28 protein-coding genes and 1 pseudogene are annotated in these 19,952 nt (G+C 52.1%); all 29 read left to right on the top strand.

Annotated elements, in window-relative coordinates:
• The coding region (locus FDW95_RS07600) for a glycoside hydrolase family 19 protein (RefSeq protein WP_137363468.1) at positions 1-466 on the top strand (466 nt) is incomplete at its 5' end.
• Positions 467-473: 7 nt separating this feature from the next.
• A complete protein-coding gene (locus FDW95_RS07605) occupies positions 474-743 on the top strand; it encodes a hypothetical protein (protein ID WP_115257976.1) in 270 nt (89 codons plus the stop codon).
• Entirely contained in the window at positions 700-903 is a 204-nt protein-coding gene (locus FDW95_RS23595; protein WP_086550251.1) for a hypothetical protein, read from the top strand. The genes FDW95_RS07605 and FDW95_RS23595 overlap by 44 nt, the downstream gene beginning before the upstream one ends.
• Positions 904-986: 83 nt before the next feature.
• On the top strand, positions 987-1,151 hold the full coding sequence (locus FDW95_RS23600) for a YnfU family zinc-binding protein (RefSeq protein WP_213079379.1): 165 nt from the start codon (positions 987-989) through the stop codon (positions 1,149-1,151).
• 156 nt (positions 1,152-1,307) lie between these two features.
• Entirely contained in the window at positions 1,308-1,658 is a 351-nt protein-coding gene (locus FDW95_RS07615) for an HNH endonuclease signature motif containing protein (RefSeq protein ID WP_016239647.1), read from the top strand.
• A 126-nt stretch (positions 1,659-1,784) separates the two neighbouring features.
• Positions 1,785-2,282: a phage terminase small subunit P27 family gene (locus FDW95_RS07620; protein ID WP_115257977.1), complete on the top strand. Its 498-nt coding sequence runs from the start codon at positions 1,785-1,787 to the stop codon at positions 2,280-2,282.
• Positions 2,279-4,012 carry a terminase large subunit gene (locus FDW95_RS07625; RefSeq protein WP_115257978.1) on the top strand — a complete coding sequence of 578 codons (1,734 nt, stop codon included), beginning with the start codon at positions 2,279-2,281 and terminating at the stop codon, positions 4,010-4,012. Before FDW95_RS07620 ends, FDW95_RS07625 begins: the two co-directional genes overlap by 4 nt.
• A complete protein-coding gene (locus FDW95_RS23160; RefSeq protein ID WP_170972978.1) occupies positions 4,009-4,170 on the top strand; it encodes a hypothetical protein in 162 nt (53 codons plus the stop codon). The genes FDW95_RS07625 and FDW95_RS23160 overlap by 4 nt, the downstream gene beginning before the upstream one ends.
• Positions 4,160-5,386, top strand: coding sequence for a phage portal protein (locus FDW95_RS07630; RefSeq protein ID WP_115257979.1), 1,227 nt, complete (start codon positions 4,160-4,162; stop codon positions 5,384-5,386). The genes FDW95_RS23160 and FDW95_RS07630 overlap by 11 nt, the downstream gene beginning before the upstream one ends.
• Positions 5,379-5,978 carry an HK97 family phage prohead protease gene (locus tag FDW95_RS07635; protein ID WP_115257980.1) on the top strand — a complete coding sequence of 200 codons (600 nt, stop codon included), beginning with the start codon at positions 5,379-5,381 and terminating at the stop codon, positions 5,976-5,978. The genes FDW95_RS07630 and FDW95_RS07635 overlap by 8 nt, the downstream gene beginning before the upstream one ends.
• Positions 5,979-5,987: 9 nt before the next feature.
• Positions 5,988-7,217: a phage major capsid protein gene (locus FDW95_RS07640; RefSeq protein ID WP_115257981.1), complete on the top strand. Its 1,230-nt coding sequence runs from the start codon at positions 5,988-5,990 to the stop codon at positions 7,215-7,217.
• Between the two features lie 73 nt (positions 7,218-7,290).
• Complete coding sequence (locus FDW95_RS07645) at positions 7,291-7,608, top strand: head-tail connector protein (protein WP_115257982.1); 318 nt, start codon at positions 7,291-7,293, stop codon at positions 7,606-7,608.
• Positions 7,605-8,018, top strand: a complete 414-nt coding sequence (locus tag FDW95_RS07650) for a phage head closure protein (protein WP_115257983.1) — start codon at positions 7,605-7,607, stop codon at positions 8,016-8,018. The genes FDW95_RS07645 and FDW95_RS07650 overlap by 4 nt, the downstream gene beginning before the upstream one ends.
• Positions 7,993-8,496 (top strand): hypothetical protein, encoded by a 504-nt coding sequence (locus FDW95_RS07655; protein ID WP_115257984.1) that lies wholly within the window; start codon positions 7,993-7,995, stop codon positions 8,494-8,496. The genes FDW95_RS07650 and FDW95_RS07655 overlap by 26 nt, the downstream gene beginning before the upstream one ends.
• Positions 8,496-9,056: a hypothetical protein gene (locus FDW95_RS07660; protein WP_115257985.1), complete on the top strand. Its 561-nt coding sequence runs from the start codon at positions 8,496-8,498 to the stop codon at positions 9,054-9,056. Before FDW95_RS07655 ends, FDW95_RS07660 begins: the two co-directional genes overlap by 1 nt.
• 8 nt (positions 9,057-9,064) lie before the next feature.
• Positions 9,065-9,247 (top strand): DUF2635 domain-containing protein, encoded by a 183-nt coding sequence (locus tag FDW95_RS07665; protein WP_115257986.1) that lies wholly within the window; start codon positions 9,065-9,067, stop codon positions 9,245-9,247.
• A complete protein-coding gene (locus FDW95_RS07670; RefSeq protein ID WP_115257987.1) occupies positions 9,244-10,737 on the top strand; it encodes a phage tail sheath subtilisin-like domain-containing protein in 1,494 nt (497 codons plus the stop codon). The genes FDW95_RS07665 and FDW95_RS07670 overlap by 4 nt, the downstream gene beginning before the upstream one ends.
• The gene (locus FDW95_RS07675; protein WP_115257988.1) at positions 10,737-11,093 is read left to right on the top strand and encodes a phage tail tube protein; all 357 of its coding nucleotides are present in this window, start codon (positions 10,737-10,739) and stop codon (positions 11,091-11,093) included. The genes FDW95_RS07670 and FDW95_RS07675 overlap by 1 nt, the downstream gene beginning before the upstream one ends.
• Positions 11,093-11,362, top strand: a complete 270-nt coding sequence (locus tag FDW95_RS07680; RefSeq protein ID WP_115257989.1) for a phage tail assembly protein — start codon at positions 11,093-11,095, stop codon at positions 11,360-11,362. Before FDW95_RS07675 ends, FDW95_RS07680 begins: the two co-directional genes overlap by 1 nt.
• Before the next feature lie 141 nt (positions 11,363-11,503).
• Positions 11,504-13,288: a phage tail tape measure protein gene (locus FDW95_RS07690; RefSeq protein WP_115257991.1), complete on the top strand. Its 1,785-nt coding sequence runs from the start codon at positions 11,504-11,506 to the stop codon at positions 13,286-13,288.
• 67 nt (positions 13,289-13,355) lie between these two features.
• On the top strand, positions 13,356-13,880 hold the full coding sequence (locus FDW95_RS07695; protein ID WP_115257992.1) for a hypothetical protein: 525 nt from the start codon (positions 13,356-13,358) through the stop codon (positions 13,878-13,880).
• A 54-nt stretch (positions 13,881-13,934) separates the two neighbouring features.
• Complete coding sequence (locus FDW95_RS07700; protein ID WP_115257993.1) at positions 13,935-15,236, top strand: DNA circularization N-terminal domain-containing protein; 1,302 nt, start codon at positions 13,935-13,937, stop codon at positions 15,234-15,236.
• Positions 15,233-16,312 carry a phage baseplate assembly protein gene (locus tag FDW95_RS07705; protein WP_115257994.1) on the top strand — a complete coding sequence of 360 codons (1,080 nt, stop codon included), beginning with the start codon at positions 15,233-15,235 and terminating at the stop codon, positions 16,310-16,312. The genes FDW95_RS07700 and FDW95_RS07705 overlap by 4 nt, the downstream gene beginning before the upstream one ends.
• The gene (locus tag FDW95_RS07710) at positions 16,312-16,860 is read left to right on the top strand and encodes a phage baseplate assembly protein V (protein ID WP_115257995.1); all 549 of its coding nucleotides are present in this window, start codon (positions 16,312-16,314) and stop codon (positions 16,858-16,860) included. Before FDW95_RS07705 ends, FDW95_RS07710 begins: the two co-directional genes overlap by 1 nt.
• Positions 16,860-17,285: a phage GP46 family protein gene (locus FDW95_RS07715; RefSeq protein ID WP_137363463.1), complete on the top strand. Its 426-nt coding sequence runs from the start codon at positions 16,860-16,862 to the stop codon at positions 17,283-17,285. Before FDW95_RS07710 ends, FDW95_RS07715 begins: the two co-directional genes overlap by 1 nt.
• On the top strand, positions 17,272-18,330 hold the full coding sequence (locus FDW95_RS07720) for a baseplate J/gp47 family protein (RefSeq protein WP_115257996.1): 1,059 nt from the start codon (positions 17,272-17,274) through the stop codon (positions 18,328-18,330). The genes FDW95_RS07715 and FDW95_RS07720 overlap by 14 nt, the downstream gene beginning before the upstream one ends.
• Positions 18,321-18,902, top strand: a complete 582-nt coding sequence (locus FDW95_RS07725; protein ID WP_115257997.1) for a YmfQ family protein — start codon at positions 18,321-18,323, stop codon at positions 18,900-18,902. Before FDW95_RS07720 ends, FDW95_RS07725 begins: the two co-directional genes overlap by 10 nt.
• An 11-nt stretch (positions 18,903-18,913) precedes the next feature.
• On the top strand, positions 18,914-19,720 hold the full coding sequence (locus FDW95_RS07730; protein WP_115257998.1) for a phage tail protein: 807 nt from the start codon (positions 18,914-18,916) through the stop codon (positions 19,718-19,720).
• Positions 19,720-19,952: pseudogene (locus FDW95_RS23165) on the top strand (tail fiber assembly protein); the annotation flags it as partial. The gene FDW95_RS07730 and the pseudogene FDW95_RS23165, both read left to right, overlap by 1 nt.

The raw sequence follows: 19,952 nt of genomic DNA on the forward strand, positions 1-19,952 counted from the left end.
CAATGGCTTTACCTCGCTGGTAGAGAACTTTAACTACTCGGTTGAAGGGCTGAAGAAAACCTTCGGTAAGCGCCTGACGCCGTATCAGTGCGAAATGTTGGGGCGTGTCGATGGTAAACAGGTCGCTCACCAGCCACAAATAGCCAATCTGGTTTATGGTGACCGCATGGGGAATAACAGTCAGGGTGATGGCTGGAAATATCGCGGTCGTGGCCTGCTGCAAATCACTGGTCGTGAGAACTACACCAAATGCGGTACGGCGCTGAAGCTTGACCTTGTGAGCACTCCGGAACTATTGACGCAAGAGCGACACGCGGCCCGTTCGGCGGCATGGTACTTCACGTTACGCGGTTGTCTCCTCTATTCGGGGGATGTGGAACGCGTCACGCAGATTATTAACGGCGGGCAGAACGGCATTAAAGACCGCCGTGAACGTTACGCCAAAGCTAAAGCCGCACTGGTGTGAGGTCACAATGGGACTTGAAATGATTATCGGCCTGGTTGTTGCCGCGCTGGCAGCAATTGCAGGTGCCTTTGGTCTGGGTAAATCTCGCGGTACCAGTATCGCAGAAACAAAAGCGGACCAGCAACGCACTGAAGAACGTGCAGCAGCTACTGAAGCCGTTGCAGAGCGCCGGGTAGAAACAACAAAAGGAGCCAGGGATGTACAGCAAACTGTTAGTCATCTTCCTGATGACGATGTTGACCGCGAGTTGCGCGAAAAATTTACCCGCAAAACCTGAAGTAACGGACACGGCCTGTGACTGGGTGAGCATCATCTACCTCACTGAGCACGATATTGCCGTGCTGGATAAGCAGACGAAGCGCGACATCCTGGCGCATAACAAATCGTGGCAGGCGAACTGCAAACAACCAACCGATAGCAGTTTATTAACTCGGTGATTAAGTGCTAAGTTGTGGCTATTTTAGATTAAAAAATAATCAATCGTGGTATGATAGACCTCATTCTTAGAGGGGTTAAAAATATGTCATTCTTCGATTACGCACTTAAACGCGTTGAAGCGGCGACCAAAACAACAGTGGCTTGCCCGATATGCGGCCATAACTCGAACCACCCGTCCACAAAAGTACGGCAAGAACTACCGTTGCTCTGCCCTCAATGCAAATCACTGTTTGTCATTCACAGATAACATGCGACCTGCTGAATATAACCGCCTACGGGCGGTTTTTTATTGCCATCACAAAGGCCACTTTCGAGTGGCTTTTTTAATGGTCATCACGATGGGTATTACAGCAGGAATTACTGAGTGCCTGCGATAATGCTCAATATTTTTATCGGAGTGAATATGCCACCGCGCACACCGAAGGCTTGCCGTGTTCGCGGCTGTCGCAACACCACAACAGACCCATCTGGCTACTGTGAAAATCACAAAGGTGAAGGCTGGAAGTCCTACAAGCCAGGTCAATCACGGCAGCAGCGAGGATACGGAACAAAGTGGGAAGTCATCCGGGAGCGGATACTTAAGCGCGACAAAGGGCTGTGTCAGAACCATCTACGGCAGGCGATAGTGAAGCAGGCGTCCTGCGTGGACCACATCAAGGCGAAGGCCCACGGCGGTACTGATGAAGACAGCAACCTTGAAAGCCTGTGCTGGTCGTGTCACGCAGCGAAGACCGCGCGTGAGCGGCTCAAGTGATAATTAATGTCATCATCAGCCTGGGGAGGGGGAGGTCAAATCTCTGCGACCGCGCGCCTTCCGGACTGCCCGCCTCCTCGGATTTTTATACCCGCGTAAAATCAATTTTAACCAGGAGCATCGCTTATGGCTGGAACGGCGGGGCGTTCCGGGCGTCGCCCTAAGCCAACGGCACGCAAGGAGCTGGCTGGAAACCCCGGTAAGCGAGCCCTGAATAAAGAAGAACCGGTGTTCACGCCCATCAAGGGCGTGGCTCCCCCGGAATGGTTTACAGAAGATGATGGCTTGCCGCTGGCTACCATCATGTGGGAAATGACCACCAAAGAATTATGCGGTCAGGGTTTGCTTTGCGTGACCGACCTTGCCGTGCTTGAGCGCTGGTGTGTTGCTTACGAATTCTGGCGGCGCGCCGTGAAGAACATTGCAAAAGATGGGCTTACCATTGTTGGTGCGATGGGCGGCAAGATTAAAAACCCAGAACTGACCGCCAAGAAAGAGCAGGAATCGGAGATGAGTTCTACCGGTTCTATGCTGGGTCTTGACCCCAGTAGCCGCCAGCGTCTGATCGGCCTCGCGGGCCAGAAGAAAACCTCCAATCCATTCCTGAAGATGATTAGCTCATGACGCGGAAATCGTACCCCAACGTAAATGCTGCGAACCAGTACGCCCGCAACGTCGTGCGGGGGAAAGTCCCGGCGTGCCAGTATGTCGTTCAGGCCTGTCAGCGTCATATAGATGATATGGCTCAGGAGAAGAGCCGGAAATTCCGGTACCGCTTTGATAAAGACATGGCGGAAAAGGCCGCGAAATTTATTCAGTTACTGCCCCATACAAAGGGCGAATGGGCATTTAAACGCATGCCGATCACCCTGGAGCCCTGGCAGCTATTCATTATTTGCTGCGCCTTTGGCTGGGTGCAAAAGGGGTCTAAGCTCCGTCGTTTCCGTGAGGTCTACACCGAAATCCCGCGCAAGAACGGAAAGTCAGCGATCTCGGCGGGGGTGGCACTCTACTGTTTCACCTGTGATAACGAGTTTGGTGCAGAGGTTTATTCAGGCGCAACGACAGAAAAACAGGCGTGGGAAGTGTTCAGACCTGCGCGCCTTATGTGCAAACGCACGCCGTTGCTGGTGGAGGCATTCGGCATTGAGGTAAATGCCTCAAACCTGAACCGTCCTGAAGACGGCGCACGCTTTGAGCCGCTAATCGGTAACCCCGGCGACGGTTCTTCGCCGCACTGCGCAATTGTCGACGAATATCACGAACATCCGACTGATTCGTTGTATACCACGATGCTTACGGGGATGGGCGCGCGTCGCCAGCCCCTTATGTGGGCGATCACCACAGCGGGTTACAACATCGAAGGGCCGTGTTACGACAAACGTCGCGAAGTCATTGAGATGCTGAACGGAACCGTTCCGAATGAGGAACTGTTTGGTGTGATCTTTACGGTCGATGAAGGCGACGACTGGACGGACCCGAAGGTGCTGGAGAAGGCAAACCCAAACATGGGGGTGTCGGTTTACCGAGATTTCCTTCTCAGTCAGCAGCAACGCGCTATTAATAATGCCCGTCAGGCGGGCGTGTTCAAAACAAAGCACCTCAATATCTGGGTTTCCGCCCGCGCGGCATTTTACAACCTGGTGTCCTGGCAGAACTGCGAGGACAAGACTCTGACGCTTGAAATGTTCGAAGGCCAGCCTTGTATTCTGGGTTTCGACCTTGCCCGCAAGCTGGACATGAACAGCATGGCGCGACTGTTCACCCGCGAAATTGACGGAAAAACACATTTCTACTGTATTGCTCCCCGTTTCTGGGTGCCTTATGACACCGTGTTCAGCGTGGAAAAAAATGAGGATCGGCGAACGGCGGAACGTTTTCAAAAATGGGTTGAGATGGGGTTACTGACCGTGACCGATGGGGCTGAAGTTGATTATCGCTACATCCTCGAAGAGGCAAAAGCGGCAAACAAACTGAACCCGGTAAGTGAATCACCGATTGACCCCTTCGGGGCCACCGGCCTTTCTCACAATCTTGCTGATGAAGATTTAAGCCCCATCACGATCACTCAGAACTACACCAATATGTCAGACCCAATGAAAGAGCTTGAAGCCGCTATTGAGTCTGGTCGATTCCATCACGACGGTAACCCAATCATGAGCTGGTGTATCAGCAACGTGGTTGGGAAATATCTGCCGGGTAACGACGACGTGGTTAAACCCATCAAAGAGCAGAACGAAAACAAAATCGATGGCGCGGTAGCGCTGATTATGGCGATTGGACGGGCAATGCTGAAAGAGCCTGGCGATTTCCTCTCATCCCTCGATCCAGACGACGACCTCTTAATTCTATGAAATCACTCTTTACCGATCTTATCGGGCTGGCCGGTTTCGGTCTGCTCACGTCCGGGGTTTACCTAAGTTTTGGCCTGGCCCCGGCGCTCATGTTCTCGGGTGGCCTGCTGTTACTGGGTGCCCTGGCGATGGCCAGAAGGGGGAAGCGTGCTGCTTGATGCCTTATTCAGAAGCGAATCACTGGAGAACCCGGCAACTCCACTTACCGGCGAAACAGTCGATACCAACGGGCTGTTCCGGGCCGATGTGTATGTAAGCCCCGAAACGGCTATGAAGCTGGCTGCGGTATACGCCTGTATCTATGTCCTTTCCTCAAACTTGGCCCAGATGCCGCTGCACGTGATGCGCAAGCACAACGGCAAAGTTGAGCCGGCACGGGATCACCCGGCGTTTTACCTCGTTCACGACGAGCCGAACACCTGGCAAACCAGCTATAAGTGGCGCGAACTAAAACAACGCCACATCCTTGGCTGGGGGAATGGTTACACCTGGGTAAAGCGCAGCCGTCGCGGTGAGGTGACAGGGCTTGATTGTTGCATGCCCTGGGAAACGACTTTGATTAATACCGGTGGTCGTTATACCTACGGGCTGTACAACGAAGAGGGGGCCTTTGCTATCAGCCCTGAGGATATGATTCATATCCGCGCGTTGGGTAATAACCAGAAGATGGGGCTCAGCCCGATTATGCAGCACGCCGAAACGATAGGTATGGGTATGAGCGGGCAGAAATATACCGAGAGTTTTTTTAATGGTAATGCCCGTCCTGCCGGAATTGTTTCTGTAAAAAATACACTGGATAAAACCAGTTGGGATCGCCTGAAAGAGCAATGGAAAAAAGCGTCACAGGCATTACGCAGCCAGGAAAACAAAACCATGCTGCTGCCAGCTGACCTTGATTACAAAGCGCTGACTGTTTCCCCTGTTGATGCCCAGATCATCGACATGTCAAAGCTTAACCGTTCCATGATCGCCGGGATTTTTAACGTACCGGCGCACATGATTAACGACCTCGAAAAAGCCACCTTCAGCAACATCACGCAGCAGGCCATTCAGTTTGTCCGCTACTCGATGATGCCCTGGGTGACGAACTGGGAGCAGGAGCTTAACCGCCGCCTGTTTACCCGCGCTGAGCTGGCTGCTGGCTATTACGTCCGTTTTAACCTGACTGGCCTTTTGCGCGGTACACCGCAGGAACGCGCCCAGTTCTATCACTTCGCCATTACTGATGGCTGGATGAGCCGCAATGAAGCCCGCGCTTTCGAAGACATGAATCCGGTTGAGGGTCTGGATGAAATGCTTGTCAGCGTGAATGCCACTAACCCAGCGGATGACTTTAAGAAACCCAAAACCGAAGAGGAAAAACCCGATGAGTGAACGCGAGACTCGCTGTTACAGCGGTGAAGTCCGTGCCGAACAGCAGGGGGAACAGCCCACGCACATTATCGGTTACGGGTCGGTGTTTAACAGCCGATCAGAACCGCTCTGGGGATTCCGTGAAATCATCAAGCCAGGCGCATTCGACGATGTGCTGGGTGACGATATTCGCGGCCTGTTTAACCACGATCCCAACTTCATTCTGGGTCGCAGTGCTTCCGGCACGTTGACCGTGAGTGTCGATGATAAAGGGCTTCGCTATGACATCGCCGCTCCCGACACGCAGACCATTCGTGATCTGGTGCTGGAACCGATGAAGCGCGGCGATATCACTCAATCCTCGTTTGCCTTCCGTATCGCACACGACGGTGAAAACTGGTACCAGGACGATGAAGGCATTGTCATCCGTGAGATAAACCGTTTTTCACGCCTGTTTGATGTCAGCCCGGTGACATACCCCGCTTACCAGGAGGCGGATTCTGGCATTCGTTCCATGAAAGCCTGGCAGGAAGCGCGCGATAGCGGCGCGCTGGCGCAAGCCATTAATCAACGTATGGGGCGCGAGCGCCTGCTGACTCTTCTTAACGCGTAAGGAAAAACCATGAAATTGCACGAACTGAAGCAAAAACGTAACACCATCGCCACCGACATGCGCGCACTGCACGATAAAATTGGCGATACGACCTGGACTGAAGAGCAGCGCACTCAGTGGAATGCTGCCAAGTCGGAGCTGGACGCGCTTGATGTGCGCATTGCCCGTGAAGACGAGCTGCGTCGTCAGGATCAGAACTATATTGATGAAAACGAAACTGAAAATCGTCATCAGCAGAATAGCGACCCTGCGAACCCCGATGCGAAAGCAGGTGAACGTCGCGCGGCCGCATTCGATCGTTTCCTTCGCCACGGCTTCAGCGAGCTGAGTGCGGAAGAGCGCCAGGCTGTAAAAGAGTTGCGTGCTCAGGGAACTTCACCTGATGCGAAGGGTGGCTACACCGTACCAACACAAATGCTGAATAAAATTGTCGACTCCATGAAAGCTTATGGCGGCATTGCAAGCGTTGCTCAAATCCTCAATACATCAACCGGCCAGGATATCACCTGGTCAACGTCAGATGGCACGGCGGAAGAGGGCGAATTGTTGGGTGAAAACACAGAAACCACCGATGAAGATGTGACGTTCGGCACCGCCGTCCTGGGTGCTAAAAAGCTGTCATCCAAAATCATCAAAGTTTCTAACGAGCTGCTACAGGACAGCGGCGTGGATATTGAAGCATATCTTGCATCGCGTATCGGTCAGCGTATTGGTCGGGGTGAAGCTAAATATCTGGTGCAGGGAACCGGGGCAGGCGCACCGGTACAGCCAAAAGGCCTGGTTGCTTCCGTAACCGGAACGGTAAACACGGCTGCTGCAGCTGCGTTCACCTGGCAGGAAATGAATAAGCTGAAACATGCAATCGATCCGGCGTATCGCAGTGGGCCAAAATTCCGCTGGGCGTTCAACGATTCAACTCTTCAGGTTATTGAAGAGATGGTCGATGACCAGAAGCGCCCGCTCTGGCTCCCTGACGTAGTCGGCGGTACTCCAGCCACGATCCTTAACATTCCTTACGTCATTGATCAGGCGATTGATGGTATTGCGGCGGGTAAAAAATTCGCCTTCCTGGGTGATTTTGATCGCCTCATTGTTCGTCGCGTTGCCTACATGACACTGAAGCGTCTGGTAGAGCGTTACGCGGAATACGATCAGACCGCGTTCCTGGCATTCCATCGCTTCGATTGCGTACTGGAAGATACCGCAGCCATCAAAGCGCTGGTGGGCAAGCCAGCATAATAAGCACTGTTGATTAACAACGCCGCGATAGCGGTTTTTTTATGCCCGCTATCTGGCGGGCATAAGGATTCTTATGCTGCTTGAACTGAGTGAAATTAAGCGACAGCTACGGCTGGAGGAAGATTACACCGAAGAAGACGATCTGCTGAATATGATTGGCAGTGCCGTAGAGGCCAGAACGGTGACATTCCTGAATCGCAATTTGTATGAAACGAGCGTACCCGGTGACGATCCTGACGGCCTGGTCATAACGGATGACATACGAATGGGGATGCTGCTGTTGGCCACTCATTTCTATGAGAATCGCTCGTCAGTCTCTGAAGTTGAAAAGACGGAAATGCCACAGTCATATATCTGGCTTATTGGTCCCTATCGGTTTATCCCGCTATGAAACTCCGGCAGGCGCAAACAAGCGCGACCTATTTACTTCCCGATCCCGGCGAACTGGATAAGCGGGTACAACTGCGTAAAAGGGTGGATGTTCCCACGGCTGATTACGGTACCGAACCCGAATACCCGGTTTCATTCGGCGCCTGGGCAAAGATAGTGCAGACCAGCGCAACCACGTACCAGGAAACAGCGCAGACCGACAATGCGATCACCCATTACATCACTCTCCGCTGGCGCAGTGGCATCACGTCTGATTTTGAGGTGGTAAACGGTGATGAGGTGTACCGCGTGAAGCGGGTGCGTGATCTCAACAGCAAGCGGCGCTTCCTGCTTCTCGAATGTACTGAGCTGGGCGTTGAGACAGCAGCTACCGGAGGCAATGGCAATGGCGACTCCCTTTTTTCACGTTGATTTTCAGCAACCGAAAGAGATGCGATTTAACCGTGCGCGCGTCCGGCGAGCGTTTATCCATATCGGCCAGCGCCATATGCGCGATGCGCGCCGACTGGTGATGCGGCGCGGGCGCTCTGAACCCGGTGAGAATCCGGGGTACCAGAGCGGCCGCCTGGCGAAATCCATCGGCTACATGGTGCCAAAAGCCAGCAAGAATCGACCTGGCTTTATGACGCGTATCGCGCCGAACCAGCGAAACGGGCAGGGGAACCGTCTGATCACGGGTGACTTCTACCCTGCCTATCTGTTTTATGGCGTCCGTGGTGGCGCTAAGCGCCGCCGCAGTCATCATCGCGGCGCATCAGGGGGAAGTGGCTGGCGGCTGGCTCCGCGCAGTAACTTCATGACTGAAACACTCAACAAAAACAGCCCGTGGACACGCTATTACCTGGCGCGTGAATTACGACTGTCTCTTAAACCGGAAAAACGACGCTGATGAAACTCACCCCCATCATCGCTGCGCTGCGCGCCCGATGTGATATTTTTGAAAACCGCGTGGCCGGTGCTGCACAGTTTAAGGATTTGCCAGAAATCGGAAAAATGCGCTTTCCGTCTGCTTATGTTGTTCCTGGCGATGATTCACCAGGCGAACAGAAAAGCCAGACAGATTACTGGCAGAATTTGACCGAGGGCTTTTCGGTCATCGTATTTGTCAGTAACGGGCGTGACGAGCGGGGTCAGTTTGCTTCATACGATGTGGTTCACGATGTGCGGCAGATGTTGTTTAAGGCGCTGCTCGGCTGGAACCCGGAAGAGCGCGGCAATCCCATCACCTATACAGGCGGCACGCTGCTCGATGTGAACCGTCATGAGCTGAGTTATCAGTTCGATTTTTCTGTTGTCACTGAACTCTCAGAAGACGACACCCGTCAGCAGGACGAACTGAACGACCTGGATGATTTCAAAACGTTGTCGATTGACGTGGACTTTATCGATCCCGGTCACGGGCCTGACGGCAACATCGAGCACCACCTGGAAATAAACCTTCCTTCCTGAGGAACACCATGCTTGTGAAACCCAAAGACGGGCGGTCAGTTCATGACCCTGCCCGGGGCGACCTTTTGCCTGTCGCAGGGCGAAATGTCGAACCGAATCAGTACTGGTACCGTCGTGAACGCGACGGGGATATTGAGGTGGTGAAGCCATCTCAGGGCGCAGCACCGGACAAGAAGGTGAGCACTAAATGACCGTCTCCATGAATACTATTCCGTCCGATCTTCGTGTCCCGCTGTTTTATGCCGAGATGGATAACAGCGCGGCGAATACGGCGCAGACCAGCGCCCCTTCATTACTGATTGGTCATGTGAACACGGGCGCAGCCATTGCGACAAACCAGCTGGTTTTCATGTCGTCAAAAGATTACGCCATTCAGCAGTGTGGCGCGGGCAGTCAGCTGGCGCGCATGGTTGAAGCCTATCGTCTTGTCGATCCCTTTGGTGAACTCTGGGTCGTCGCTGTTCCTGACGCGGGTGAGGCAGCAACGTTCACCCTGACGGTAACGGGAGCGGCCACAGAATCTGGTGTTGTCAGCCTGTATATCGGCCGCCGCCGCATTCAGGTCAGCGTGACAACGGGCGATGATGTTGCTGCCGTCGCATCTGCTATTTCTGCCGCCATCACTGCTGATGGCCAGACGCCATTTACCGCCGCAGCGGCAGCAGGTGTCGTCACGTTAACATCACGGCATAAAGGCATCTGGGCGAACGACATTCCCATTGCGCTGAACTATTACGGTTTCAGCGGTGGTGAAAAACTCCCTGCTGGTGTGCTGATCGCCATTGCATCAGGTGTGGCGGGTGCTGGCGCGCCATTGCTGACGGGCACGATTGCCGCGATGGGCGACGAGTCTTTCGACTATATCGGTCATCCGTTCAATGACACTGCGTCCATGAACACCTTCACGCTGGAAATGAACGATACCAGCGGGCGCTGGAGCTGGTTACGCCAGATTTACGGTCACGTCTACACGGCAAAAATTGCGGCCATCAGCGACCTAATCACCGTGGGGGACATGTTCAACGATCCGCACGTTACCCTGGCAGGTTACGAAAAAACGGTGCAGTCGAACCCGGATGAACTGGCCGCAAGTCGCACAGCACGCGCCGCAGTGTTCCTGCGTATCGACCCGGCGCGCCCGACACAAACCGGCGAGCTGACGGGCATGCTTCCACCGCCAACGGGCAAGCGCTTTATTCGCGCCGAGCAGCAGTCACTGCTGACGCACGGTATTGCGACCGCGTATGCCGAGGGCGGCGTTTTGCGCGTGCAGCGCGATATCACCACCTATAAAAAGAATGCGTATGGCGTTGCGGATAACAGCTATCTCGACAGCGAGACGCTGCATACCAGTGCTTACGTGCTGCGCCGTCTGAAAACGGTGATCACCAGTAAGTATGGTCGCCACAAACTGGCTAATGATGGCACCCGCTTTGGTCCCGGTCAGGCCATTGTGACGCCAGCGGTGATCAAAGGCGAGCTTCTGGCCACTTACCGCCAGATGGAGCGCGCGGGCATTGTCGAAAACTACGACCTGTTTAAGCAGCACCTGATCGTAGAACGCGACGCCACTGACCCGTCACGTATCAACGTGCTTTATCCACCTGATTACGTTAACCAGCTGCGCGTCTTTGCACTGCTTAATCAGTTCCGTCTTCAGTATCAAGAGGAGTCCGCATAATGTCGCGTATCGGCGGTACATGTTATTTCAAAATTGACGGCCAGCAGCTCTCGCTGACCGGTGGCATTGAGGTGCCAATGAACAAGGCGGTCAATGATGATGTCATTGGCCTGGATGGTTCCGTTGATCGTAAAGAGACACACCGTGCGCCGTACATCAAAGGTACGTTTAAAGTGCCTAAAGATTTCCCGGTAAACAAAGTGACCACGTCCGATCAGATGACCATTACCGCGGAGCTGGCAAACGGTCAGGTTTATGTATTGTCGTCTGCCTGGCTGCACGGTGAGGCAAACCACAACGCTGAAGAAGGCACGGCGGATCTTGAATTCCACGGTGAAGAAGGGGATTACCAGTAATGCAAGAACTTGAGCTACAACACCCAGTCACAGCACATGGTGAAACGATCAGTGTTCTGGAGTTCAACGAACCCACTGGTAAAGATGTTCGCGAACTGGGTTATCCCTATCAGATGAACCAGGATGAGTCTATTAAACTGCAGGCGCATATCATTGCGAAGTATATCGTGCGGCTCGCGAACGTACCGTTAAGTACGGTTGATCAGATGAAACCATGCGACCTTAACAGCGCAGGCTGGATGGTTGCAGGTTTTTTCCTCCAGGCCTGACAGCTGATTATCTCACTGACCGTTTTTTTGACTGCGCCAGTTACTGGCGCATTAACCCATTTGAACTGTTGAAAATGCCAGTCAGTGAGATTCCTCTGCTGGTCAGCCAGGCGAACAGGATAGAGCAGGAGAAAAAACGTAATGGCTGAATTTGAGCTTAAAGCGCTAATCACCGGCGTGGACAAATTATCTCCTACACTTTCGCGGATGCAGAAAAATATTCGCGGATTTAAACGTCAGGCAGAAGAGGCATCGAAAGGTGGTTTAGCCATGGCTGGCGGACTTGCTGCAGGATTAACTGTATCACTTAAGGCCTTTGCGGATCAGGAGAACGCGGCGACAGGGTTAAAAGTCGCGATGATGCAGGATGATGGTAACGTCGGCAAAAGTTTTGAAAAAATAAACAAACTGGCTGTTGGGCTCGGGAATCAGTTACCTGGCACGACTGCTGATTTTCAGAACATGATGCAGATGCTGGTTCGCCAGGGTATTCCGGCAGAAAACATTCTGGGTGGAGTGGGCAAAGCGACAGCATACCTTGCTGTTCAGCTTAAAAAGACACCTGAAGCTGCGGCTGAGTTCGCCGCGAAAATGCAGGATGCCACGGGAACTGCTTCAGATGACATGATGGGCTTGTTCGATACCATCCAGAAGGCATTTTATCTGGGCGTGGACGATACCAACATGTTGTCATTTTTCACCAAAACCAGTTCAGTCCTTAAAATGGTGAACAAGGATGGACTTAAGGCCGCTCAGGGGTTGGCGCCTATCAGCGTCATGATGGATCAGATGGGTATGCAGGGAGAGTCAGCCGGTAACGCCCTTCGAAAAGTCATTCAATCTGGCCTTGATATTAAAAAAGTCAGAGCGACTAACAAAGAATTGAGGAAACAACGCATTCGGCTGGATTTTACGGACGGAAAAGGAAGTTTTGGAGGTCTGGACAAAATGTTCAGCCAGTTGGCCAAGCTCCGAAAACTGACAGATACGGATAAAACTTCAGTACTGAAAACTCTTTTTGGAGATGATGCGGAAACCCTGCAGGTAGTGAATGCCCTGATCGACAAAGGTAAAGACGGCTACGATCAGATCCAGCAAAAAATGAATAAACAGGCCAGTCTGAATAATCGAGTTCAAGCCCAGTTGGGAACTCTTACCAACCTATGGGAGGCGATGACAGGGACGGCCACAAATGGACTCGCAGCTATAGGTGGTGCTTTTTCATCGGATACTAAACAGATTGTTACTTGGCTTGGTGACCTCGGGGAGAAATCTTCTAACTTTGCCGAGAAAAATCCCGATGTAATCAGGGGAGTAGTCGGCCTTGTTGCTGGTCTTGCTGCTTTAAAGCTTGGGTTTATGGGAGTTAACTTTGCTTTAGGTCTGGTGAGTAAGACTATATCAATGTCCCCGTGGGGGATATTGTTCAGACTTATTGCAATGGCCGCAGGTTATATCATTGCCAACTGGAGTACGGTAGGCCCGTGGTTTAAAGAAATGTGGGATAAGATTGGGCCATATTTCCAAGTCGGATGGGAGTTGATGAAAACAGTCTTTGGTTGGACACCACTAGGATTGATCATCAATAACTGGGGGCCAGTTGTTAAGTGGTTCCAGGATATGTGGAATAAGCTCAAACCTATTATTGAATGGTTCTCTGATGGAGCCAGTGACACTGTTGCTGCTGCTAACGCTGCGCAGTGGGGCGCTGGTGGTTACGGTGCTTATGGTACTGGTGTTGCTAGCAGTGGCTATAACCCTTATCAGATTAATAAGGGGGCACCTTCACAGCCAGAGGCCAGAGTTGTTGTTGAGCTAAAAGGTGCTCAACCTGGAACAACAGTGACAGAGTCGAAATCCAGAGGCATCAACGTGAGTACCGATGTTGGTTACACCCGGATAGGAAAGGTTGGCATGGGTGGATAGAACGATGTATTTTGAGAGCGCTATCTTGTATATAGCGAACAATAATAGTTAATCACTCAAGGTCATCATGAAAAATCATATAATTGCCAGTGTAATAATTGGTGTGTCGGTTGTTTTTTCTGCGCTTATCATCTCTGATAACATTTCGTTTAAGAATGAGCATGTAATTCCCCTTGCTGGAGGCTCTGTAAAATTAGGTGATGTATACAAAGAGGAAAAATTGCTGAGTGCCAGATTAATATTTAAAGAAGGTGAACAAGTTTTGATATCCAATGGGAACCCAGATGATTTTTCAAATGAATTGGATGCGAAAATAACGGAGATACTAAAGACCCTTAATTCAGGGAAGAGTAAAAATGATGAGCGTCTAACAGCAGAAAATATTAGTGTTATTGATGATGCCAAACTGGAAGTTACCTCAGCGGTACGTTATACAAGTGAACATCAGCCTTTGTTTACATTAACACTGGATGAGCAAGAAATATCTATGGTTAAAGGCTCATACATCAAAGATTTTTCACACGAAAATATTAAGAAGTTTATCGACGGCCAACAAAAAAACTATCAAAACGCACTTTTCTTAACGAAGTAATTAATTCATTAGCACAAGCCCGCTTCGGCGGGTTTTTTTATGTCCGGAGTTTCTATGGCGTGGAAAGACAGGCTTCAGGATGCGTCATTCCGTGGCGTACCATTTAAGGTCGAAGGCGAAGGTGCAGCAGTTGGTCGTAGAGTTGAAACACACGAATACCCCAACCGCGATAAACCCTACACCGAAGATCTCGGTAAGGTCACCTTCCGGCCAAATATCACCGCCTATGTCATAGGCGATGATTGTTTCGATCAGCGCGACAGACTAATTGAAGCGCTCAACAAACCGGGGCCGGGAACGCTTGTTCACCCGACCTATGGCGAGTCGAGTGTTTGTGTCGATGGTGAAGTTAAAGTCAGCACGACGAGCAGCGAAGGGCGCATGGTGCGCTTTGATCTGCAGTTTGTCGAAGCGGGTGAGCTTTCCTATCCAACGGCGGGCGCAGCCACGGCGAATACGCTGGTGTCCTCATGTTCTGCACTGGATGACTGTATCAGCGATAACTTTGACCAGTTTGGCATGGATGGTTTGCCTGACTTCGCTCAGGGTGACGTGCTTGAGCGCGCCACTGGTATCCTGGACTTTGTGTCTGATTCCATGTCGATGGTCGACAGCTATGTTGCAGACGCTGCGAGGCTTATGCAGGGCGACATTTCTGTTCTTCTTCCTCCTCCGTCATCAGGAAAAGGATATGTCGAAGCCATTCAGAAAGTGTGGCGCACGGCGAACAGACTATCTGGAAATGCTTCCGACGTTATGAAAATGATTAAGGGGTTTGCCGGGATTTCGTTGGGATCAGATATGGCCCCGCGAGGCATCTGGAAAACAGACAGCAAAAGCACACAGAGCAGCAAGGAACAGGGTAATTATGTTGCTAGTGCAGTACGCACAACCGCCATAAGCGAGGCGGTTTACGCCGTTACAACATTGCCAACACCTGCAATAGCGACAAAGGAACAAATTCAGCAATCCTCTGGATGGCCTTCTGTGACACACCCGGCGCTGAATAATGCGCCTGAAGAAACTGTCTTTGCCGATGTTCCCTCATGGGATGAGCTGGTGGACATCCGCGATACGCTGAATACCGCCATTGATAAAGAGCTGGGTCGAACAACGGATGACCGTTTATTTTTGGCGCTTCGTCGCGTGAAATCCGACCTCAATACTGACATTAAAACTCGCCTGTCGCAGACGCAAAAAACGGTTGAGCGTACGCCGGATGACGTACTACCTGCGCTGGTGCTGGCCGCCAGTTGGTTTGATAACGCGTCGCGTGAATCAGACATTGTCCGACGTAACGCCGTGGCCCATCCCGGCTTTGTTCCGGTGTCACCACTGAGGGTTCCCGTACGATGAACGACAACGTAACGCTAAGGGTTAACGGTCGCGAGTGGGGTGGCTGGACGTCCGTGCGTATCGGCGCAGGGATTGAACGAATCGCACGGGATTTCACTGTGGAAATTACACGTGAATGGCCTGGTGGGGACGGCTCTGTATCCCTTCAACCCCGCGTCAAAAACGGGGATAAAGTTGAGGTGCTGATTGGTGATGACCTTGTTGTCACCGGATGGGTGGAAGCCACACCTGTCCGCTACGATGCGCGTTCTGTCAGTACCGGGATTAGCGGTCGCAGCCTGACCGCCGATCTCATCGATTGTGCTGCAGAGCCAACCCAGTTCAACGGGCAGTCACTGGTTCAGGTGGCGTCAGTTCTGGCAAAACCTTTTGGTATTTCGGTCATCAATTCCGGCGCACCGGTAGCGGCTATTCCGGGCGTTCAGCCCGATCATGGTGAAACGGTTATTGAGGTGCTGAACAAAATGCTGGGTCAGCAGCAGGCGCTGGCTTATGACGATCCAAAAGGACGTCTGGTTATTGGCGGTATCGGCTCATCGCGTGCGCGCACTGCGCTGGTACTGGGGCAAAACATCCTTTCCTGCGATACCGAAAAGAGTATTCGCGAGCGGTTTTCAACGTATCAGGTTTCCGGCCAGCGCGCGGGGAATGATGATGACTTTGGTGTGGCCACCACAACGGCGTTACGGGCAAAAACCACTGATGCCTCAATAGGGCGTTATCGCCCGATGGCGGTTCAGCAAACAGGGCAGGCCACAGGTGCGAGCTGCATTGCCCGTGCAGAATTCGAATCCCGCCAGCGTGCTGCGCGTACTGATGAAACCACCTATGCGGTCTGGGGCTGGCGTCAGGGTGACGGGGCGTTGTGGCAACCCAACCAGCGCGTCATCGTTTACGACCCGGTTTGTGGGTTCAATAACCGTGAACTGCTCATCGCTGAAGTCTCATTCACCAAAGACAATAACGGCACAATGACAGAGCTGCGTGTCGGGCCGCCTGATGCTTATCTTCCGGAGCCGGAAGACGAGAAAGCGAAGGGTGGTAAAAAACGCAAAGTGAAGGAGGATCCATTCTGATGGGAACGATGCAGAACCTTCAGCGTCAGGTGCTAAGCCTCATTGGCCGTGCAGTGGTGAAGAGTATCAACGCGGCTTCTAAGTGCCAGATGATAGATGTTGAGTTACTGGCTGGGCAGCAAAAGGCGGGTATTGAGCACCTTGAACCCTATGGCTTCACTTCTCGTGCACAAGCGGGTGCTGAGGCTGTTGTTTTGTTTCCTGATGGTGACCGTTCTCACGCTGTTGCGATCACCGTGTCTGATCGTCGCTATCGCATGAAGGGGCTCAAAACGGGGGAGGTCGCTCTCTACGATGACCAAGGGCAGTCAGTCACGCTTACACGTGCCGGGATTGTTGTTGATGGTGCTGGCAAGGTGATTATGTTCAAAAATGCGCCTAAAGCCCGCTTTGAAATGGATCTGGAAGTTACCGGCCAGATCAAAGACCTCTGTGATACTTCTGGCCAGACAATGTCAGCGATGCGTGTTGCTTATAACGGGCATAAACACAGAGAAAACGGGCTGGGCAATAACACCGATGCACCTGATAAACAAATGGGGGCGTGATGGAACTCTGGCTTACGGTAAACGGAAAACAGGTTAGCGCCAGTTCTCAACTTGACCCACTTACGCGCGCAGTGGTGATTTCGCTTTTCACTCACCGGCGCGCAGACCCTGACGACAATGCTGATGTACCTATGGGGTGGTGGGGAGATACCTGGCCGATAGTGGCCAACGATCGCTATGGGTCAAAGCTATGGCTTTTACAGCGGAGCAAGCTCACAAACGCGCTGGTGAACACGGTGCGAACGTATATCCGAGAATCCCTTCAGTGGATGCTCGATGACGGTGTTGTGTCCAGGATAGATATAGATATACAGCGAACCGGTATCAATGAACTGGGAAACAGCCTTGTTCTGTGGCGCCGGGATGGTCCGGTAACAATTTCTTTTAACGAATTCTGGAGTGTGATTGCAAATGGCGGACAGTGAATTTCAGCGGCCATCGCTGGCCGAAAACATCAGCATGATCCGCACCGACCTTTTTGCACGGCTTGACATCAATGATGAACTTCGCCGCATGGATGAAGATGTCAGGGCCAAAGTTTATGCGGGGGCGCTGCATACGGTTTATGGCTATATCGATTATCTGGCGATGAATATGCTGCCTGACCTGTGCGATGAGTCATGGCTTTATCGGCATGCTGCGATGAAACGATGTCCGAGGAAAGATGCCGTGGCCGCATCAGGTTTTATGCGATGGGATGGCGTAACGAACGGGCTCAAGGTGAGTGCAGGATCGGTCATTCAGCGTGACGACCTCGTCCAGTACATCGCACAGGTAGATGCAACGAGTGCCGGTGGCGTGCTTCGTGTGCCAGTCACCTGTAGCGTGACAGGTATGGCCGGAAATATGGATGATGGCGAGGCGCTCTCACTGGTTACGCCAGTTAACGGACTTCCTTCCGGCGGCATGGCCGATACGATCACTGGCGGTTTTGATGTTGAAGACCTTGAGGTCTGGCGTGCCCGTGTTCTGGAGCGCTACTACTGGACCCCGCAGGGCGGCGCTGACGGAGATTATATCGTCTGGGCAAAAGAAGTACCCGGCGTAACGCGCGCGTGGACTTATCGACACTGGATGGGGACGGGAACCGTTGGCGTTATGATTGCCAGCAGCGACCTGATTAACCCGATTCTTGATGATGCAACAGTGGCTGCAGCTCAGGCTCATATTGAACCGCTGGCGCCCGTAGCGGGTTCTGACCTCTATGTATTTAAGGGAACGCCAAAAACGGTCAATTACACCATTGACCTGAATCCGGATACCCCTGAAATACGCGCCGCAGTTGAGGCCGAGCTTCGTTCATTCCTGTTGCGTGACGGCTATCCGGAAGGAACGCTTGAGCTGTCCCGTACAAACGAGGCGATTTCTATAGCGGCCGGTGAGTACAGCCATAAGCTGCTTTCGCCAACAGCTGATACGGCAATCGCAAAAAATGAACTGGCTGTACTGGGGGTAATAACGTGGGCGTGAGTAACGATGATTATGTCCAGTTACTGAGTGCGCTGCTTCCGCCAGGGCCGGCATGGTCAGTTGACGATGTTGCGATAAGCGGCGTAGCTCCTTCTTTGCTCAGGGTGCATCAGCGTGGCGATGAACTCATGCAGGAGCTTGATCCGCGTACCACAACAGAACTTATTGACCGCTGGGAGCGGTGCTGCGGTCTGCCTGATGAATGCATTCCTTCAGGAACCCAGACGTTAAGGCAGAGACAGCAGCGACTGGACGCAAAAGTTAATCTTACCGGAGGAATCAACGAAGATTTCTATCTTCGTCAACTGGCTGCACTGGGGAAGCCCGGCGCCACAATCACGCGCTATAACAAGGGACCTTTCAAGTGTACGTCGTCGTGTACTGATGCGACCTATTCAACTGAATGGTGTTACTACTGGCAGGTAAATATGCCCGCTTCAACAGACGCAATCTGGATGACCTGTACAGACAATTGCGAAACCCCCATTCGCTACTGGGGCGACACAGTTGCCGAGTGCGTTATCAATAAACTTTGCCCGTCCCATACCTACGTAATATTCAAATATCCGTAACCGGAGACATTATGCATCGCATTGACACACCTACTGCGCAGAAAGATAAATTCGGCGCGGGAAAGAACGGCTTTACCCGTGGTAACCCGCAAACAGGAACGCCTGCCACTGATTTGGATGACGACTATTTCGACATGTTGCAGGAAGAACTGGCGGGAGTGGTCGAGGCAACCGGCGTTAACCTGGAAAAATCAAAGCATAACCAGTTACTGACTGCCCTGAAGGCGCTGCTTTTGAGTCGTGCTAACCCATTTGCTGACATTAAAGCGGATGGTGCAGCAGCGGTGTCGACAGCTCTCTCAAACCTTGGTTTGGGTACTGGGAACCCTCCAGTCGGTATCCCGTTCTTCTGGCCGCACACCCAGATGCCAAATAGCATTGTTGATGACTGGAATCCGATGACATTTTTAAAAATGAATGGCTCATCGTTTACTGCTACTGCATATCCGGTTCTTGCGAAAATCTGGCCTGGTCTTACGTTGCCAGATTTTCGCGGGGAGTTCGTTCGTATCTGGGACGACGGTCGAGGTGTGGATGTGGGGAGAAACCTTTTGACTAGTCAGAGTTTTGCCATGCAGAACATCACGGGTACCCTCGGTGAATTTACTGATACATCAGGCCAATATGCCATAGATATTAACGTTGCTACAGGGGCTTTTCAAACCAACGTATACCAAAGAAACGTCATGAGAAATAATGATTTTGTGTTGCGAAACGCCGCTGTAATGTCCACTTTCGACGCATCGCGTGTAGCGCAAACAGCCGCCGAAACACGACCACGAAACGTATCAATCGGTTTTATTGTGAGGGCTAAATAATGAATGCTGTATTCGAAAACGGATATGCTATCGTTGCGGGAAATGTAATTGCTTACAATTATGATACGGCAACAGGTGAATATTTGAGTCAAACAGAAGAATACATTCACGTTGGTGTAAGCATGCCCGGCAATTCAACGGATATTGAACCGCCCAAAGCAAAGAATGGATCGGCGATCATCTTCTATGGCAGCAAATGGCAGTACATAGACGACCACCGTGGTCAGACGGT

The organism is Citrobacter sp. wls718, from assembly GCF_005280945.1.
In the GTDB taxonomy this organism is placed as follows: Bacteria; Pseudomonadota; Gammaproteobacteria; order Enterobacterales; family Enterobacteriaceae; genus Citrobacter; species Citrobacter gillenii.

Coding starts and splice junctions, on each gene's coding strand:
- FDW95_RS07605 (WP_115257976.1), top strand. CDS start 474: ATGGGACTTGAAATGATTATCGGCCTGGTTGTTGCCGCGCTGGCAGCA.
- FDW95_RS23595 (WP_086550251.1), top strand. CDS start 700: ATGTTGACCGCGAGTTGCGCGAAAAATTTACCCGCAAAACCTGAAGTA.
- FDW95_RS23600 (WP_213079379.1), top strand. CDS start 987: ATGTCATTCTTCGATTACGCACTTAAACGCGTTGAAGCGGCGACCAAA.
- FDW95_RS07615 (WP_016239647.1), top strand. CDS start 1,308: ATGCCACCGCGCACACCGAAGGCTTGCCGTGTTCGCGGCTGTCGCAAC.
- FDW95_RS07620 (WP_115257977.1), top strand. CDS start 1,785: ATGGCTGGAACGGCGGGGCGTTCCGGGCGTCGCCCTAAGCCAACGGCA.
- FDW95_RS07625 (WP_115257978.1), top strand. CDS start 2,279: ATGACGCGGAAATCGTACCCCAACGTAAATGCTGCGAACCAGTACGCC.
- FDW95_RS23160 (WP_170972978.1), top strand. CDS start 4,009: ATGAAATCACTCTTTACCGATCTTATCGGGCTGGCCGGTTTCGGTCTG.
- FDW95_RS07635 (WP_115257980.1), top strand. CDS start 5,379: ATGAGTGAACGCGAGACTCGCTGTTACAGCGGTGAAGTCCGTGCCGAA.
- FDW95_RS07640 (WP_115257981.1), top strand. CDS start 5,988: ATGAAATTGCACGAACTGAAGCAAAAACGTAACACCATCGCCACCGAC.
- FDW95_RS07645 (WP_115257982.1), top strand. CDS start 7,291: ATGCTGCTTGAACTGAGTGAAATTAAGCGACAGCTACGGCTGGAGGAA.
- FDW95_RS07650 (WP_115257983.1), top strand. CDS start 7,605: ATGAAACTCCGGCAGGCGCAAACAAGCGCGACCTATTTACTTCCCGAT.
- FDW95_RS07655 (WP_115257984.1), top strand. CDS start 7,993: ATGGCGACTCCCTTTTTTCACGTTGATTTTCAGCAACCGAAAGAGATG.
- FDW95_RS07660 (WP_115257985.1), top strand. CDS start 8,496: ATGAAACTCACCCCCATCATCGCTGCGCTGCGCGCCCGATGTGATATT.
- FDW95_RS07665 (WP_115257986.1), top strand. CDS start 9,065: ATGCTTGTGAAACCCAAAGACGGGCGGTCAGTTCATGACCCTGCCCGG.
- FDW95_RS07670 (WP_115257987.1), top strand. CDS start 9,244: ATGACCGTCTCCATGAATACTATTCCGTCCGATCTTCGTGTCCCGCTG.
- FDW95_RS07675 (WP_115257988.1), top strand. CDS start 10,737: ATGTCGCGTATCGGCGGTACATGTTATTTCAAAATTGACGGCCAGCAG.
- FDW95_RS07680 (WP_115257989.1), top strand. CDS start 11,093: ATGCAAGAACTTGAGCTACAACACCCAGTCACAGCACATGGTGAAACG.
- FDW95_RS07690 (WP_115257991.1), top strand. CDS start 11,504: ATGGCTGAATTTGAGCTTAAAGCGCTAATCACCGGCGTGGACAAATTA.
- FDW95_RS07695 (WP_115257992.1), top strand. CDS start 13,356: ATGAAAAATCATATAATTGCCAGTGTAATAATTGGTGTGTCGGTTGTT.
- FDW95_RS07700 (WP_115257993.1), top strand. CDS start 13,935: ATGGCGTGGAAAGACAGGCTTCAGGATGCGTCATTCCGTGGCGTACCA.
- FDW95_RS07705 (WP_115257994.1), top strand. CDS start 15,233: ATGAACGACAACGTAACGCTAAGGGTTAACGGTCGCGAGTGGGGTGGC.
- FDW95_RS07710 (WP_115257995.1), top strand. CDS start 16,312: ATGGGAACGATGCAGAACCTTCAGCGTCAGGTGCTAAGCCTCATTGGC.
- FDW95_RS07715 (WP_137363463.1), top strand. CDS start 16,860: ATGGAACTCTGGCTTACGGTAAACGGAAAACAGGTTAGCGCCAGTTCT.
- FDW95_RS07720 (WP_115257996.1), top strand. CDS start 17,272: ATGGCGGACAGTGAATTTCAGCGGCCATCGCTGGCCGAAAACATCAGC.
- FDW95_RS07730 (WP_115257998.1), top strand. CDS start 18,914: ATGCATCGCATTGACACACCTACTGCGCAGAAAGATAAATTCGGCGCG.